The sequence below is a fragment of the Pseudomonas sp. genome, assembly GCF_036404235.1.
Classification (GTDB): domain Bacteria; phylum Pseudomonadota; class Gammaproteobacteria; order Pseudomonadales; family Pseudomonadaceae; genus Aquipseudomonas.
The window spans coordinates 18,739-36,144 of sequence record NZ_DASWOT010000154.1 but is presented as its reverse complement, the minus strand read 5'-3'; the positions used below and the strand labels follow the sequence as shown (position 1 = coordinate 36,144).

The following is a 17,406-nucleotide window of genomic DNA, read 5'->3' as shown; positions in this document are numbered from 1 at the left end:
AAAAAGCGACCCTAAGGTCGCTTTTTGTTGCTTCAAGGAGTTCAAGGGCCTTGAAGCTAAATATGGCGCAGCGGACGGGACTCGAACCCGCGACCCCCGGCGTGACAGGCCGGTATTCTAACCGACTGAACTACCGCTGCGCGTAACACTGAGAAGGATTGGTGGGTGATGACGGGATCGAACCGCCGACCCGCTGCTTGTAAGGCAGCTGCTCTCCCAGCTGAGCTAATCACCCTTCACTCTCGGTGTGGCGCGCATTCTACGGAGCGACCCCACCTCTGGCAAGCACTTTTTTAAATAATTTTTATAATCCTTCCAAAGGCTTAGCACAGGGTTGGCCGCAGGGGTTTAGCAGCGAATAATGCCCCACTTTGTATTAAGGAGAGATTCAACCCATGTGGTTCAAAAACCTGCTTGTGTATCGCCTGACCCAAGACCTGCCCTTTGACGCCCAAGCGCTGGAAACCGCACTGGCCACCAAACCTGCCCGCGCTTGTGCCAGCCAGGAGTTGACCACCTACGGTTTCGTCGCCCCGTTCGGCAAGGGTGCGGATGCACCGTTGGTCCATGTCAGCGGTGACTTCCTGCTGATCGCGGCACGCAAGGAAGAACGCATCCTGCCCGGCAGCGTGGTTAACGACGCCCTTAAAGAGAAGGTCGAAGAGATCGAAGCCGAGCAGATGCGCAAGGTCTATAAAAAGGAACGCGACCAGCTCAAGGATGAAATCATCCAGGCATTCCTGCCGCGCGCATTCATTCGCCGTTCGGCTACCTATGCCGCCATCGCACCGAAACAGGGCTTGGTACTGGTCAATTCAGCCAGCCCGAAACGCGCCGAAGACCTACTGTCCACCTTGCGTGAAGTGATCGGTTCGCTGCCTGTACGTCCGATAACCGTGAAGACCGCGCCCACTGCGGTCATGACCGAATGGGTCAAGACCGGGCAGACCGCCGAACACTTCTTCGTTCTCGACGAATGCGAACTGCGCGACACCCACGAAGACGGCGGCATTGTGAAGTGCAAGCGTCAAGATCTGACCAGCGAAGAAATCCAACTGCACCTGAGCACCGGCAAAGTCGTGACTCAGCTGTCGCTGGCCTGGCAGGACAAACTGTCCTTCGTGCTGGACGATAAACTAACCGTCAAACGCCTGAAGTTCGAAGACTTGCTACAGGATCAAGCCGAGCAGGACGGTGGCGACGATGCGTTGGGCCAGCAAGACGCCAGCTTTACCCTAATGATGTTGACCTTCGGCGAATTCTTACCGCAACTGATGGAAGCGTTGGGCGGTGAAGAGATTCCTCAGGGCATCTGATATCACGGCGTAGTCAGTCAGGCTTCGCCCGGTGCGCCGTCGATATCCGACGGCGTACTACTGAAATAAGCCAATAAAAAAGAAAGGAGCAAGCCATGCGTGCCTTGGCTGCATTAAGTCGTTTTGTCGGTAATACGTTTGCTTACTGGGTGTTACTGTACGCCGTGCTGGCATTCCTGTTTCCAAGCTGGTTCATCGGTTTGAGAATCCTCATCGTGCCATTGCTCGGCCTGGTCATGTTCGGCATGGGGCTGACCCTCAAGCTCGACGATTTTTCCGAGGTCATGCACCATCCTTGGCGCGTGGCTCTTGGTGTGATCGCGCATTTCGTGATCATGCCCGGCATGGCATGGCTGCTGTGCCAGCTGTTTCACCTTCCACCTGAAATTGCCCTGGGCGTAATTCTCGTCGGCTGCTGCCCGAGCGGCACCTCGTCCAGTGTCATGACCTGGCTGGCGAAAGGCGATTTGGCCTTGTCAGTTGCCATCTCTGCACTCACTACTCTCCTCGCCCCATTACTCACGCCTGCGCTGATCTGGCTACTGGCGGCGGCGTGGCTACCCGTGTCTTTCCTGGAGATGTTCTGGTCGATTTTGCAACTGGTCATACTGCCAATCGTGCTTGGCGTGATCGCGCAACGTCTGCTGCGTGAACGCGTGCAATTTGTAGTCGATGTATTACCGCTGGTTTCGGTAATCAGCATCGTGATGATCGTCTGCGCAGTAGTCGCCGTCAGTCAGGCGAAGATCGCCGAATCCGGCCTGTTGATCATGGCCGTGGTTATCCTGCACAACAGCTTCGGTTACCTGCTGGGCTACTACACCGGCAAGCTGTTCAAACTGCCATTGGCCCAGCGCAAATCGCTGTCGCTGGAGATCGGCATGCAGAACTCAGGTTTGGGCGCAGCGTTGGCCAGCGCGCACTTCTCTCCGCTGGCGGCAGTCCCTAGCGCACTGTTCAGTGTCTGGCACAACATATCTGGAGCGTTGCTTTCGACGTATTTCCGGAAGATGGAGCCGGAGGTGATGGTGGCTGAGGACAAGCCGGTTGTTAGGTGACCCTTTTTTGTCGGTTCAACTTCTGTGTAGATACTCTGTTCCCGGTCAAGCTCTCAGCAGGGATTTCTCGCTGAAAAAAATTGACCGTATCAGATGCGTCACCATTGCTTGCGTCGCGGCGCGCCATTGGCGGATGTCTTCAACACGGCAGTGGGTCAGTTGTAGGAGCGAACTTGTTGGCGAGGCGGCGTTTCGGGCGCGCCGCGTTGGACGCCTCGCCAACAAGTTGGCTCCTACAGGTGAAACGCGTTTCGACCACAATTGGCTGCTGCTCATCCGCCGGGGCTTGCCATCGGCGGATGTCTTCAACACGGCAGTGGGCCAGCTGTATAAGGAGCGAACTTGTTCGCGAGGCGGCGTACCTGATACACCGCATTGGCCGCCTCGCCAACACGTTGGCTCCTACAGTTACCGGCAGGAGAGCCGTCTGCAACTAACGCCTCAAGGGCCTGCTCGTTCAACTTAAGCGAAACCCCATCCGAGGCAGTGCGGTTTCGTCTGGAGAGTCACCGAATCGTCCCGCGCAATAACACCACCTTCTCCCGAACCCACGCAGGCGCAGACTCTTCGCTCGACAGCGCGGCACCTGCCACCACCGTCACTCGCGACCACAATCGGCGAAACACGCCTTTGTTCGGATCACGGCTGAAGAAGCTGCCCCACAAACCTTGCAATGCCAGAGGAATAACCGGCACGTTGGTCTCCTCAAGAATGCGCGTCATGCCACCTTTGAACGTATCGATCTCGCCGCTGGTGGTGAGCTTGCCCTCAGGAAAGATACACACCAACTCCCCCGCATTCAGGTAGTCGGCGATACGCTTGAAGGCCGTGTCGTACGTAACCAGATCTTCACTACGACCGGCGATAGGGATAGCGCCAGCCGTTCGGAAGATGAAGTTGAGTACCGGCAGGTTGTAGATTTTGTAGTACATGACGAAGCGAATCGGTCGGCGGATTGATCCTGCGATCAACAGTGAGTCGACGAACGACACATGGTTGCAGACCAGGAGTGCAGCGCCTTCGTCGGGAATCAGTTGCAGATCACGGTGCTCGACGCGGTACATGGAATGACTGAGCAGCCAAATCATGAAACGCATGGTGAACTCCGGGACAATTTTGAAGATATAGGTGTTAACCGCGATGTTCATCAGCGAGACCACCAAAAACAGCTGTGGAATCGACAGCTTCGCCACACTGAGGAGGATTATCGACACGATAGCCGACACCACCATGAACAACGCGTTGAGGATGTTGTTGGACGCGATGACCCGCGAACGTTCCTTTTCTGGCGTTCGGGACTGAATCAGGGCGTACAACGGCACGATGTAGAAGCCACCGAAAACGCCGATGCCGAGGATGTCAAACAACACCCACCAGGTTTGTCCGAAGCCAAGCACCGCCAGCCAGTCATTGGCCTGCACGTTCTGTGGGAAACCACCGGAGTGCCACCAGAGCAACACTCCGAATACTGTCAGCCCCATAGAGCCGAACGGCACCAGACCGATTTCCACTTTATGCCCCGACAGACGCTCACAGAGCATCGAGCCTGCCGCGATGCCAATGGAGAAAACCGTGAGAATCAACGTGACCACGGTCTCGTCGCCATACATCCAGTCTTTGGCGTAAGCCGGGATTTGCGTGAGGTAAATCGCGCCGACAAACCAGAACCAAGAGTTACCAACGATAGAGCGCGACACAGCCTTGGTCTGCCCTAGCCCAAGTTTCAAGGTGGCCCAGGATTGACTGAAAATATTCCAGTTCAGGCGTATTTCCGGCGATGCCGCAGGTGCTGATGGAATAGCGCGGCTGGCCAGATAACCCAGACAGGCGATCAGCACCATCGCGGTGGACACAATGGGCGCGTAATGGGTCGCCGACATCATGATTCCGGCGCCAATGGTTCCCGCCAGTATGGCCAGAAAGGTGCCCATTTCCACCAAACCGTTACCGCCCACCAGTTCGTCTTCCTGCAGGTGCTGCGGCAGAATCGAGTATTTCACCGGTCCAAACAACGCCGAGTGAGTGCCCATGGCAAACAGTGCCGCCAGCATCAACGACAGGTGATCGAACAAAAAACCGATGGCACCCACCAGCATGATGCTGATTTCCAGCAGCTTGATCAGACGGATCAATTTGTCCTTGGGGTACTTTTCACCGAACTGCCCGGCCAGCGCCGAGAATAAAAAGAACGGCAGGATGAACAGCATCGCGCACAGGTTGACGTAGATCGAGCGATCACCGTCGATGGTCAGTTTGTAGAGAATGGCGAGGATCAGCGATTGCTTGAAGATATTGTCGTTGAAAGCCCCAAGGGATTGGGTCACGAAAAACGGCAGGAAACGCCGTTTACCCAACAAATTGAACTGTGACTGACTCATCAAACGTGGTCCTGAATAGCGCCGGTGCTGGCTTGAAAATGGGAAGATCAGATTCCGCTGCGAGCCACATTTAGTGTATTCAGGTGCGCAATACACGGCGAAACAAACAGCGTGTTTTTATAAGTCCGCCCAATGTACGGTCCATGATGACTGACCACAATACTGTCAAACCGATCATCCACGCACCGACAATTGACCGGATCATTTAATCCTATGCGACACCGCGTCGCTGCGACCTTCGTCGAAACAGACGAAGGTCGCAGTGACATGCGAGACTGTCTGATCCACGCCCGCTGGTGCCGGTCGCTTTTGTCGTTTTGATACCTGTTGTTCTGGAGTTCCCATGTCGCTGTCCAGCGGACTGATCGCTGCCGTCGCCCTGGCCTATATGGCCATCCTGTTCGCTATCGCGTTTTACGGCGATCGGCGCAGCCGTGCGTTGCCGCCTCGGCTGCGAGCCTGGATGTACAGCCTGTCATTGGCGGTCTATTGCACCAGCTGGACGTTTTTTGGCGCGGTTGGTCAAGCCGCCGAACAGCTCTGGTCGTTTTTGCCGATCTACCTGGGGCCGGTACTGATGATGATGCTGGCACCGTGGGTGCTGCAGAAAATGGTACTCATCAGCAAGCAGGAAAACATCACCTCTATTGCCGACTTCATCGCTGCGCGCTACGGCAAATCTCAATCGCTGGCGATCGTTGTCGCGCTGATCTGCATGGTCGGCGTGCTGCCCTACATTGCCTTGCAGTTGAAAGGCATCGTGCTCGGCGTGAATATCCTGATTGGTGCCGGAGCCGATGCCTCCGGTACACGCGCCCAAGACACCGCGTTGATCGTTTCGCTGGTGCTGGCGTTGTTCACCATTGTCTTCGGTACACGTAACCTCGATGCCACCGAGCACCACCGTGGCATGGTGATGGCGATAGCCTTCGAAGCCATCGTCAAACTGTTCGCTTTCATGGCCGTTGGCGCGTTCATCACCTACGGCCTGTACGACGGCTTCGACGATCTGTTCAGCCAGGCCATGCTCGCGCCGCGCTTGGAGGAGTACTGGAAAGAAACCATCAACTGGCCGTCCATGGTGGTGCAGACTGGCGTGGCAATGATGGCGATCATCTGCCTGCCCCGGCAATTTCACGTGACGGTCGTGGAAAACATCGAGCCTCAGGATTTGCGTCTGGCGCGCTGGGTGTTTCCGGCCTATCTGATCCTGGCCGCGCTGTTCGTGGTGCCCATTGCCCTGGCCGGGCAGATGATGCTGCCCAGCTCGGTGCTGCCGGATTCGTTCGTGATCAGCGTGCCATTGGCGCACTCTCATCCGGCGCTGGCGTTGCTGGCGTTCGTCGGAGGTGCCTCGGCGGCCACCGGCATGGTCATCGTCGCCAGTGTTGCGCTGTCGACCATGATCTCCAACGATATGTTGCTGCCATGGCTGCTGCGGCGCAAAACCGCGGAGCGTCCGTTCGAAGTGTTCCGCCACTGGATGCTGTCGGTGCGCCGCGTGAGCATCGTAGTGATTCTGTTGCTGGCTTACGTCAGTTATCGCCTGCTGGGCTCGACCGCAAGTCTTGCGACCATCGGCCAGATCGCCTTCGCCGCTATCGCTCAATTGACGCCGGCCATGATCGGCGCGCTGTACTGGAAACAGGCCAACCGCCGTGGCGTGTTTGCGGGCCTGGCCGCCGGTATTTTCCTGTGGTTCTACACCTTGGTGCTGCCGATTGCGGCTCACAGCATGGGCTGGGCGCTGAGCAGCTTTCCGTTGCTGGGATGGCTGCATGGCAACCCGCTGAACATGCCGATCAGCCCACTGACCCAAGGCGTCGTGCTGTCCATGGCTGGTAATTTCATCCTGTTTGCCTGGGTGTCGATGCTGTCGCGCACGCGGGTTTCCGAACATTGGCAAGCGGGTCGTTTCATCGGTCAGGAGCTTCACGCACGCCCCAATAGCCGCTCGTTGTTGGCGGTGCAGATCGAGGACTTGCTCAAGCTGTCGGCGCGTTTTGTCGGTGAGGAACGCGCGCAACAGAGCTTCATCCGCTTCGCTTACCGTCAGGGCAAAGGCTTCAACCCGAACCAGAACGCCAACGGCGAATGGATCGCCCACACCGAGCGATTGCTGGCCGGTGTACTCGGGACCTCCTCGACGCGTGCCGTGGTCAAGGCGGCGATTGAAGGCCGCGACATGCAGGTTGAAGACGTGGTGCGCATCGCCGACGAGGCGTCATAGGTGTTGCAGTTCAACCGAGCGTTGTTGCAGGGCGCGATCGAGAACATCACCCAAGGCATTAGCGTGGTGGACCAATCACTGAAACTGGTGGCGTGGAATCACCGCTATCTGGAGTTGTTCAATTACCCCGACGGCCTGATCAGCGTCGGGCGCCCGATTGCCGACATCATTCGCTACAACGCCGAACGCGGTCTACTCGGCCCCGGCGAAGCGGAAGTCCACGTGGCGCGGCGTCTGCATTGGATGCGTCAAGGCCGTGCGCACACCTCAGAGCGGCTATTCCCCAACGGACGGGTGATCGAGCTGATTGGTAACCCGATGCCCGGTGGCGGATTCGTCATGAGCTTCACCGACATCACCGCTTTCCGCGAAGCCGAGCACGCGCTGAAGAGCGTCAATGAGAGCCTCGAACAGCGGGTGGCCGAGCGCACCCACGAACTGTCGCAACTGAACGTGGCACTGACCGAAGCCAAGGGCAATGCGGAGGCCGCCAACCAGTCGAAAACGCGCTTTCTGGCCGCTGTCAGCCACGACCTGATGCAGCCGTTGAATGCAGCGCGTCTATTTTCGGCGGCGTTGTCTCATGCAGGCGACAGCATCCCGAGCGAGGCGCAACAGCTGATTCATCACCTCGATAGCTCGCTGCGTTCGGCGGAAGACCTGATCAGTGACCTGCTGGATATTTCCCGGCTGGAGAACGGAAAGTTCACCCCCAACTGTCAGCCGTTTGTCCTCAACACGCTGTTCGATACGTTGGGGGCCGAATTCAAGGCGCTGGCTCAGGAACAAGGCCTGAGTTTCCGGGTACGAGGCAGCACATTACGCATCGACAGTGACGTGAAGCTGTTGCGCCGGGTGTTGCAGAATTTCCTGACCAACGCCTTTCGCTACGGCAAAGGCCCGATACTGCTGGGAGTACGTCGCAAAAACGGGCAGTTGAGCCTGGAAGTCTGGGATCGCGGGCCGGGGATTCCAGAGGACAAGCGTCAGGTGATTTTCGAAGAGTTCAAGCGCCTGGACAGCCACCAGACCCGTGCCGAGAAGGGGCTGGGGCTGGGCCTGGCGATTGCCGACGGTTTGTGTCGAGTGCTGGGTCACAAGCTGGAAGTACGCTCATGGCCGGGCCGGGGCAGTGTATTCAGCGTGACCGTGCCATTGGCGCGCCAGCAAGGGCCGCTGCCCACGAATATGCCCGCAGGCGATGCCACTCGCCCGGCGCTCAATGGCACGCAAGTTCTGTGCGTCGATAACGAAGACAGCATCTTGATAGGCATGAACAGCCTGCTGAGCCGGTGGGGTTGTCAGGTCTGGACGGCGCGCAATCGCAAGGAGTGCCAGGCACTGCTGGACCAAGGCGTTCGCCCACAACTGGCGTTGGTGGACTATCACCTGGACAACGGCGAAACCGGCACGCAACTGATGGCCTGGCTACGTACCCGCCTGGGCGAACCCGTGCCTGGGGTGCTGATCAGTGCCGATGTGCGCCCGGAACTGGTCGCGCAGGTGCATGCTGCGGGGCTTGATTATCTTGCCAAGCCGGTCAAGCCCGCAGCGCTACGGGCGTTGCTGAGCCGGCATGTGAGCTTGAGTTAAAAACCGCGCTGTTTCATTCGCAAGCGCACGCGCTCCAGCGGCCTTATGCCGTCAACTTCCTGCGGTACGGAAACACATCGATCACCTTCCCTGCCCGGATCGCGTCCTGCAGGCTTTTCCAATAATCGGGGTCGTACAGTTCGCCATGCAGGCTGCTGAACAGCTTGCGTTGCTTCATGTCGGCGAACAGAAATGGCGGAAACTCTTCGGGGAAAACATCCATCGGACCAATCGAATACCACGGTTCTGAGGCCATTTCGTCTTCTGGCGTACGCGGTTTGGGGATGTGCCGGAAATTGGCCTCGGTCAAATAACAGATCTCGTCGTAGTCATAAAACACCACGCGCCCGTGCCGGGTAACACCGAAGTTTTTCAACAACATGTCACCGGGGAAGATGTTCGCCGCCGCCAGTTGCTTGATTGCCAGACCATAATCTTCCAGCGCTTCATGCACCTGAGCATCGCTGGCGTTGTCCAGATACAGGTTGAGCGGGGTCATGCGGCGCTCGGTCCAGCAGTGGCGTATCAACACGGTTTCGCCTTCAAGCACGACCGTCAAGGCGGCGACCTCCAATAGCTCCTTCAGGCACTCGGGTTCGAACTTGCTCACCGGAAAACGAAAGTCTGCAAACTCCTGGGTATCGGCCATGCGCCCTACCCGATCGACACTTTTAACCAGACGATACTTCTCGATGACCATGGCACGGGTGATGTTCTTCGAAGGCGAGAAGCGGTCCTTGATGATTTTGAACACAGTATTGAAACCCGGCAGCGTGAACACGCTCATGACCATGCCACGCACACCAGCGGCCATGATGAAGCGATCATCGGTGCTCGCCAGATGTCGACTCAGCGCCCGATAAAACTCGGATTTGCCATGTTTATAAAACCCAATTGAGCTGTACAGCTCGGCGATGTGTTTGCCCGGCAGAATCCGTTTGAGGAAGCCGACGAATTCGGCGGGCACCGGTACGTCGACCATGAAGTACGAGCGCGTGAACGAAAAGATGGTCGACACCTCGGCCTCATCGGTGATCAGCGTGTCGATCTGTACACCCTTGCCTTGCGGGTTCAACAACGCAATCACCAGCGGCCACTGCTCATCAATGGTATGAATACGCCCCACCAGATAAGCACCCTTGTTGCGGTACAGCACCGATGAAAACAACTCGATGACCAACTCGGGGTCCTTGCACACCCAATCGGGCAGACACGCGCGCAGTTGTGCGTGCAGTCGCTGCAAGTCACTGGGTAAATCGACGTACGGCACGTTGAAGCGGTAGTCGCTGAATACCCGCTCAAGGGTTGTAGTCAGATCGCCCATAGGCCGATAGATTCGAGTTTGCGCAGCCCGTTCATGGGCACGAAACGAAGGCCGTGTAGTGTGAACGAACATGCAGTCGTCACTGATCAGGTCGTGGCTGAACAAGCTGCAGAAGATCGAGTTGAACCAGGTTTCTGCCAATTCATCGTCCAGACGCGGGTCAATGAGTGCGATGTACGCGCTTTTCGCCAGCGGCCATTGGTTGGCGTCCAACAGCGTTTGCACATCGAACGCCTCGCGCAGGCTACGCGTGACTTCGCCGACTTTCTCTTCATACAGATTGATTCGCGCCACTGATGCGGTCTGCGCTTGCTGCCACAACGCCTGCTCAAAGCGTTTCTGCGAACCGTCGGAGATCTGCTTGAAATGCTGCCGATAGTCATCGAAGCCATTGAGGATCGAGCGAGCAATGTCTGTGGCGGGCCAATATTCGGACATGGGGGTATCTCGGATTTATCGTACGCCGATCTTAGCAGTGGATCAGCGTCCGGGAGACTGTCGGGGAGCAACTGTTAGAACGAAGTTTGCCGGTGAAGAAGCCAGTTTTTGCAGATTATCGACCAGCCCCACTGCCTTCACCGGCAATGCTCTACAGGGGAATCAATTGAAATCACCTCGTCTTGCGAAAGACAAATATCAGTCCAATCACAATCAGCACCATGCCCAGGATACTCAGCAGCGCCAGGCGATTGCCGAAGATCAGGTAATCCATGATCGCTGTCACGGCAGGCACCAGGTAGAACAGGCTAGTGACATTTACCAGATTGCCCTGTGCAATCAGCCGATATAGCAAAAAGGTCGCCAGCACCGAGACCACCAACCCCATCCACAACACTGGCACGAAGAAACCTATGCTGTGCTCGAAATAGAACGGCTGAAACGGCACAAACACCGCGCATACCACCGCGCCGGCCAGGTATTGCACAGGCAACGTCCCTAACGGGTTATCGGTAATGCGCTTTTGCATGATCGATCCGCCGGTCATGCTCAACATGCCCAGCAATCCAAACAGCATGCCCGCCATCGATCCGCCGCCACCAATACCCTGGTAAACCACCAGCACCAGGCCCGCCAACCCCAAACACAGTCCGAACATCCGCGACCATGAACGCCTGCGCTCAACCAGCACAGCGGTCAAAATCGGCTGCACACCCATGATGGTCGCCATCACGCCGGGGGTAACTTTCAAGTCCAGCGCCAGCAGGTAAAAGATTTGATAAGCCCCCAACAACACCGCGCCCGTGGCCATTGCGTAGATCAAAGACTTACGTGTGCCGGGCAGTTTGTAGCCCAGGGTCGGGATCAGGATGGCCAACGCCACCAGCGCCAGCAAAAAGCGAATCAGCAGAAAGGCAAACGGCGAAGCGTGGGCCAAACCACATTTGGAGAAAATCGCCCCGCTACTCCAGAGCAGCACGAACAGCGTAGTGGTGGCCATCGAGGCCAGCGCTTTGTTAGCGAACATGGTGTCACCTGTGATTCAGACAAAATCGGACCCGGCAAGAAACCGGATTCACTGATGTTTTGAAGTGTTTGCAGGCGCAAATCGACAGTGAGAAAAGCCGTCGATCAGGCGAGCGACACAACACCTGGCGGTGCAACACTGCACACGACCGGGTTGTTCACAGGAGAAGGCGGAGGGTAACGCGTGATGAACACGAGCTGCTGGCATCCACACGGCTGAGCAACAGCGAACGCTGCGGCATCGAACGTGAATTGAAGGCGGGAAGCAGGCATGGCGCTGGTCTTCATCGGAAATTGGAGAGGTATTTGTGAAACACCGGCGCCGACTATAACCAGCGCTCGGTGTCATGTGCAACAGCTGGTTTCAACCAAACAGCCAGTAGCCCAGCAGCGTCAAGACGATCACCGCCAGCACCGGACGCAAGACCCGATAGGCCTTCGGGTTTGCACGCTTGAACTGCTTGACCTTGCCACTCACGCCATTGCTGAAACGCTTGGTGAAGGCGTAAGCCTGGTTGATACCGCCGACACGCTCATCGTCGGTATTTTGCGGTGCGGTGGCGTGCCCCAGGAAGGTACTGACCCGACGGTTCACAGCCCTCATGAAATCGTTGCTCAACGGGCGCTCGACATCGCAAAACAGAATCACGCGGGTCACGTCGGTTTCGTTCTTGACCCAGTGTACGTAGGTCTCGTCGAACATAACGTCCTCACCGTCGCGCCAGGCATAAACCTGACCATCGACAAAAATACGGCAGTCGTCAGAGTTAGGCGTAGACAATCCCAAGTGATAACGCAGGGAGCCGGCAAACGGATCGCGGTGCGGATTGAGGTGACTGCCGCCCGGCAACAAAGCGAACATCGCGCCTTTGACATTGGGAATGCGGCTGAGCAGTTCTACCGTTCTGGGGCACAGCGTTTCTGCGGACGGCAGCGGTTTGTCGTACCACTTGAGGTAAAACCGCTTCCAGCCCTTCTTGAAAAACGAACCGAAACCGGCGTCGTTGTCCTTGGCGGCGGCACGAATGTAGCCCTCGTCGAACAAGTGCATGGCTTCTTCGCGAATGATTTCCCAATTGTCTTTGAGGATATCCATCTCGGGGAATTTACTGCGGTCCAGATACGGTTTGGACGGCACGCTGGAGAACAGGTACATCAGCGAGTTGTAGGGCGCGAACAGCGCGGAGTGGTTCACAAATTGACGTAATAGCGGCAAACGCGCCTTGCCACGCAAATGCACGTAAAGCGTACTGCCGATAAACAGCAGCAATATTGCCGCTTTGGCAGCGAAAGAAAGACTCATGAAACTCTCCTTGAAACAGGCAAATAACTAACAGTGACGCAATGCTGACGCTGACCTACAGTTGTTGAGCGTGAGTCTGAACGACCAAAGACAACCGCCAGATGATCTACAACAACAATCTGGCAGGTCTTGAGGGTGGTCATCATAAGCCTTGTTTGGCGCTGTAAAAAGCCGACCCCCTAAAAGCAGGGTCGGCAAATAGCAATTCGCGCAGAGACTTACTGCGTCAACTCCTGCTCTGTAAACATGTCGCTGAACAACATGCTCGACAAGTAGCGCTCGCCGGAATCAGGGAGAATAACAACGATGGTCTTGCCCTGCATTTCCGGCTTCTCGGCCAGACGGACGGCCGCTGCCATGGCAGCACCACAGGAAATCCCGCACAAAATCCCCTCCTCCTGCATCAATCGCAGGGCCATCGTTTTTGCTTCTTCATCGCTGACCAGTTCGACCCGATCGACAATCGACAAGTCGAGATTTTGGGGGATGAAACCGGCGCCGATGCCCTGGATCTTGTGCGGGGCGGGGGTGATCTCCTGGCCCGCAAGTTTCTGGGTAATGATGGGAGACGCCATCGGCTCTACCGCCACCGAAATGATCGGCTTGCCCATGGTGTTTTTGATGTAGCGCGACACGCCTGTAATGGTGCCGCCAGTCCCGACGCCCGCTACCAGCACATCAATCGCGCCATCGGTGTCGCTCCATATTTCCGGGCCTGTGGTCTTTTCGTGAATCGCCGGGTTAGCCGGGTTCTCGAACTGCGCTGGCATAAAGAAGGTGTCCGGGTTCTGCGCAACCAGCTCTTCGGCTTTTGCGATGGAACCTTTCATGCCCTTTGCCGCTTCAGTCAGGACAATTTCAGCACCCAGCGCCTTCAATACCTTGCGCCGCTCTATGCTCATGGAGGCCGGCATGGTCAGTATCAGTTTGTAGCCCCGAGCTGCCGCAACGAATGCCAGGCCAATACCGGTATTGCCTGACGTCGGTTCGACGATAGTCATGCCAGGCTTGAGTTTGCCGCTGCCTTCAGCGTCCCAGATCATGTTGGCGCCGATCCGGCATTTGACTGAATAACCAGGATTGCGCCCTTCGATTTTTGCCAGAATCGTGACACCGCGAGGTGCGATCCGGTTGATCTGCACCAGTGGCGTATTGCCAATAGAGTGGGCGTTGTCAGCGTAGATACGGCTCATGACGGGGTCCTTTGTGTAGGGTTTGGAATGGGTCAAAGCCTATGCTGCCTGCCTGGAGGCGTCCAGTCATAGCGAACCGATGCCGATGACGGCAGTCAACACCCATAAGCAAACGGAGACTCACCCCATGAAACGTCGCTACAGCTGGCCACTTTGGACAGTACTCTGCATCGTCGTGCTGTTGATCGCCGTGCATATCGCGTTGCCTTATGTCGTGCGCAACTACCTGAATGAAAAACTCGCGGACATGGGTGAATATCGCGGTCAAGTCACCGATGTCGACCTTGCGCTGTGGCACGGCGCTTACAAAATCAACGGCCTGAACATCGTCAAGGTCGACGGCAAGGTGCCAGTACCCTTCGTTAACATTCCGATCATTGACCTCTCGGTGAGCTGGCATTCTTTGTGGTACGACCATGCCGTGGTCGCCGAGGTTGCATTTATCAGCCCCGCGCTTAATTTCGTCGACGGCGGCACTAACAAGCAGGCGTCACAGACGGGTGCAGGCACCGACTGGCGCGCGCAGTTGAACAAGCTGCTGCCAATTACCCTCAACGAAGTGCGGGTCGTGGACGGCAAAATCACCTTCAGCAATTTCACCTCCACGCCGAAAGTAAAAATCGAGGCCGACAACGTTAACGCCAGCCTTTATAACCTGACCAATGTTGTAGATACCGGAGGCAAACGCGACGCCCGTTTCGAAGGCAAGGCTCTGCTGCTGGGCAACGCCCCGCTGGAAACCAACGCGACCTTCGACCCATTCAGCAATTTCGAGGATTTCGATTTTCGGCTGCGTGCGACCGACATCCAGCTCAAGCAAATGAACGACTTCGCCTCGGCCTATGGCAAGTTCGACTTCAATGCGGGCAACGGCGACATCGTCATCGAGGCCCAGGCCAACAAAGGGCAACTGAGTGGTTACATCAAACCGCTGCTTAAAGATGTGGATATCTTCAACTGGCAGCAGGATGTAGAGAACCAGAACAAAGGGTTCTTCCGCTCTGTGTGGGAGGCCGTGGTTGGCGCCAGCGAAACGGTGTTGAAGAACCAGGGCAAAAACCAGTTCGCCACCCGCGTAGAACTCAGCGGCAGCGTACACAAGCAGGACGTGAGTGCATTTCAGGCGTTCTTGCAAATTTTGCGAAACGCATTCGTGCAGGCGTTCAATACGCGTTATGACCGGGGTAACGATCAATAGACCAACACCACGCCTGACACTCATCGGCACACGTAACGGGTAGTTATGGAGCATCTGACGGGCGGCGGTATTGATCTGCTTGCAGCTGGTAGAACCCATGCGCGGTCATGCGCCGACCGCCGTGCTCAAGCAAGCACTCGAATGGATACGGATAACCGAGAACAACTGACGCGCCATTCAGAGACTGAATAAGGCATCTGCGTTCACAGCCAACCGACCCGCGCGTTATAGTTGGCCCATTATTCCCCTAGATTTGAGCCGTCCGGGCCTGCCGCCTGCACGTTACGTTCGAGGATGTTCCAATGAAATTCGAAGGCACACAGGCCTATGTCGCCACTGACGACCTGAAGCTTGCGGTCAACGCTGCCATCACGCTGGAGCGACCGCTGCTGGTCAAAGGCGAGCCTGGCACCGGCAAGACCATGCTCGCCGAGCAACTGGCCGAGTCCTTCGGCGCCAAGCTGATCACCTGGCACATCAAGTCCACCACCAAGGCTCATCAGGGGCTGTACGAATACGATGCCGTCAGCCGTCTGCGTGATTCACAGTTGGGTGTGGACAAAGTCCACGATGTGCGCAACTACCTGAAGAAGGGCAAGCTCTGGGAAGCCTTCGAAGCACAAGAGCGGGTGATTCTGCTGATCGACGAAATCGACAAGGCCGACATCGAATTCCCCAACGACCTGCTGCAAGAACTCGACAAAATGGAGTTCTACGTTTACGAGATCGACGAGACGATCAAGGCCAAAATTCGCCCGATCATCATCATTACCTCCAACAACGAGAAAGAGCTGCCAGATGCATTTCTGCGTCGCTGCTTCTTCCACTACATCGCCTTCCCGGATCGCGCCACGCTGCAGAAGATCGTCGACGTGCATTACCCCGACATCAAGAAAGACCTGGTCAGCGAAGCACTGGACGTGTTCTTCGACGTGCGCAAAGTCCCTGGCCTTAAAAAGAAGCCCTCGACCTCGGAATTGGTCGACTGGCTGAAACTGCTGATGGCCGACAACATCGGCGAAGCCGTGCTGCGCGAACGTGATCCGACCAAAGCCATTCCCCCATTGGCCGGCGCGCTGGTCAAGAACGAGCAAGATGTTCAGTTGCTTGAGCGCTTGGCCTTTATGAGCCGTCGGGGCAACCGCTGATTCGGGGCAACCATCATGCTGCTCAATCTGTTCAACGAAATGCGCGCCGCCAAGGTGCCGGTCTCGGTCCGCGAGTTGCTGGACCTGATCAACGCACTGAAACAGCGCGTCGTCTTCGCCGACATGGACGAGTTCTATTACCTGTCGCGGGCGATTCTGGTGAAGGACGAACGCCATTTCGACAAGTTCGACCGAGCCTTCGGCGCTTACTTCAACGGCCTGGAAAAACTCGATGACCACTTGCAGGCGCTGATCCCCGAGGACTGGCTGCGCAAGGAGTTCGAGCGTTCGCTGACCGACGAAGAGCGGGCGCAAATCCAGTCCCTCGGCGGGCTGGACAAGCTGATCGAGGAGTTCAAGAAACGCCTGGAAGAACAGAAGGAACGCCACGCCGGTGGTAACAAATGGATCGGCACCGGTGGCACCAGCCCATTCGGCTCCGGTGGCTACAACCCGGAAGGCATTCGCGTCGGCGATGCAGGCAAGCGTCAAGGCAAGGCCGCCAAAGTCTGGGAGCAACGCGAATACAAGAACCTCGACGATCAGGTCGAATTGGGCACGCGTAACATCAAGATCGCCCTGCGCCGCCTGCGCAAGTTCGCCCGCCAGGGCGCGGCCGATGAACTGGACATCGACGGCACCATCGATCACACAGCGCGCGATGCCGGGCTGCTGAATATCCAGATGCGCCCCGAACGGCGCAACACCATCAAACTGTTATTGCTGTTCGACATCGGCGGCTCGATGGACGCCCATGTGAAGATTTGCGAAGAGCTGTTCTCGGCCTGCAAGACCGAGTTCAAGCACATGGAGTATTTCTACTTCCACAACTTCATTTATGAATCAGTGTGGAAGAACAACCAGCGCCGCACGTCTGAACGCACGTCCACCCAGGATTTGCTGCATAAATACGGCGCCGACTATAAGGTGATCTTCATTGGCGACGCCGCCATGGCGCCCTACGAAGTGACCCAGCCAGGCGGCAGCGTCGAACATTGGAACGAAGAAGCCGGCTACGTCTGGATGCAGCGCTTCAAGGCCAAGTTCAAGAAGATCATCTGGATCAATCCCTACCCGAAAGAGGCCTGGGCCTACACCACCTCCACCAACATCGTGCGGGACTTGATCGACGATCAGATGTATCCGCTGACGCTGCGCGGGCTGGAGGAAGGGATGCGGTATTTGGCGAAGTAATACTTCG

The 17,406-nt window shown here is 56.8% G+C and carries 10 protein-coding genes, 2 tRNA genes and 2 pseudogenes; 7 read left to right on the top strand and 7 right to left on the bottom strand.

Features of this window, described 5'->3' with window-relative positions; genetic code table 11:
• Positions 1–63: 63 nt before the first annotated feature.
• Positions 64–140 (bottom strand) — tRNA-Asp (locus VGC62_RS19430).
• Positions 141–159: 19 nt separating this feature from the next.
• Positions 160–235: transfer RNA gene (locus VGC62_RS19425), tRNA-Val, on the bottom strand.
• Positions 236–395: 160 nt separating this feature from the next.
• Between VGC62_RS19425 and rdgC the strand changes: the two genes are divergently transcribed.
• On the top strand, positions 396–1,316 hold the full coding sequence (gene rdgC / locus VGC62_RS19420) for a recombination-associated protein RdgC (protein ID WP_331188706.1): 921 nt from the start codon (positions 396–398) through the stop codon (positions 1,314–1,316).
• Positions 1,317–1,411: 95 nt separating this feature from the next.
• On the top strand, positions 1,412–2,374 hold the full coding sequence (locus tag VGC62_RS19415) for a bile acid:sodium symporter family protein (RefSeq protein WP_331188705.1): 963 nt from the start codon (positions 1,412–1,414) through the stop codon (positions 2,372–2,374).
• A gap of 506 nt (positions 2,375–2,880) precedes the next feature.
• Here the strand turns inward: VGC62_RS19415 and VGC62_RS19410 are convergent.
• A complete protein-coding gene (locus VGC62_RS19410) occupies positions 2,881–4,755 on the bottom strand; it encodes an MFS transporter (RefSeq protein ID WP_331188704.1) in 1,875 nt (624 codons plus the stop codon).
• Between the two features lie 340 nt (positions 4,756–5,095).
• On the opposite strand from VGC62_RS19410, the pseudogene VGC62_RS19405 reads away from it, so the two are divergent.
• Positions 5,096–8,575 (top strand): annotated as a pseudogene (locus VGC62_RS19405) (NahK/ErcS family hybrid sensor histidine kinase/response regulator).
• A gap of 43 nt (positions 8,576–8,618) precedes the next feature.
• Here the strand turns inward: VGC62_RS19405 and aceK are convergent.
• The 4 genes from aceK to cysK all read right to left on the bottom strand — a co-directional run bounded on the left by aceK (position 8,619) and on the right by cysK (position 13,859).
• Positions 8,619–10,337: a bifunctional isocitrate dehydrogenase kinase/phosphatase gene (gene aceK, locus VGC62_RS19400; protein WP_331188703.1), complete on the bottom strand. Its 1,719-nt coding sequence runs from the start codon at positions 10,335–10,337 to the stop codon at positions 8,619–8,621.
• A gap of 172 nt (positions 10,338–10,509) precedes the next feature.
• On the bottom strand, positions 10,510–11,364 hold the full coding sequence (locus VGC62_RS19395) for a DMT family transporter (protein ID WP_331188702.1): 855 nt from the start codon (positions 11,362–11,364) through the stop codon (positions 10,510–10,512).
• A 363-nt stretch (positions 11,365–11,727) separates the two neighbouring features.
• Positions 11,728–12,666, bottom strand: a complete 939-nt coding sequence (locus VGC62_RS19390) for an aspartyl/asparaginyl beta-hydroxylase domain-containing protein (protein ID WP_331188701.1) — start codon at positions 12,664–12,666, stop codon at positions 11,728–11,730.
• Positions 12,667–12,884: 218 nt separating this feature from the next.
• Positions 12,885–13,859 (bottom strand): cysteine synthase A, encoded by a 975-nt coding sequence (gene cysK, locus VGC62_RS19385; protein ID WP_331188700.1) that lies wholly within the window; start codon positions 13,857–13,859, stop codon positions 12,885–12,887.
• A 127-nt stretch (positions 13,860–13,986) separates the two neighbouring features.
• Between cysK and VGC62_RS19380 the strand changes: the two genes are divergently transcribed.
• The 4 genes and pseudogenes from VGC62_RS19380 (at position 13,987) to VGC62_RS19365 (ending at position 17,399) form a co-directional block, all read left to right on the top strand.
• Positions 13,987–15,057 (top strand): DUF748 domain-containing protein, encoded by a 1,071-nt coding sequence (locus tag VGC62_RS19380; protein ID WP_331188699.1) that lies wholly within the window; start codon positions 13,987–13,989, stop codon positions 15,055–15,057.
• A 67-nt stretch (positions 15,058–15,124) separates the two neighbouring features.
• Positions 15,125–15,226, top strand: a pseudogene (locus tag VGC62_RS19375) (DUF4160 domain-containing protein); the annotation flags it as partial.
• Positions 15,227–15,359: 133 nt separating this feature from the next.
• The gene (locus VGC62_RS19370) at positions 15,360–16,205 is read left to right on the top strand and encodes a MoxR family ATPase (RefSeq protein ID WP_331188698.1); all 846 of its coding nucleotides are present in this window, start codon (positions 15,360–15,362) and stop codon (positions 16,203–16,205) included.
• A gap of 15 nt (positions 16,206–16,220) precedes the next feature.
• Positions 16,221–17,399 (top strand): VWA domain-containing protein, encoded by a 1,179-nt coding sequence (locus tag VGC62_RS19365; protein WP_331188697.1) that lies wholly within the window; start codon positions 16,221–16,223, stop codon positions 17,397–17,399.
• The last annotated feature ends 7 nt before the right edge of the window (positions 17,400–17,406 follow it).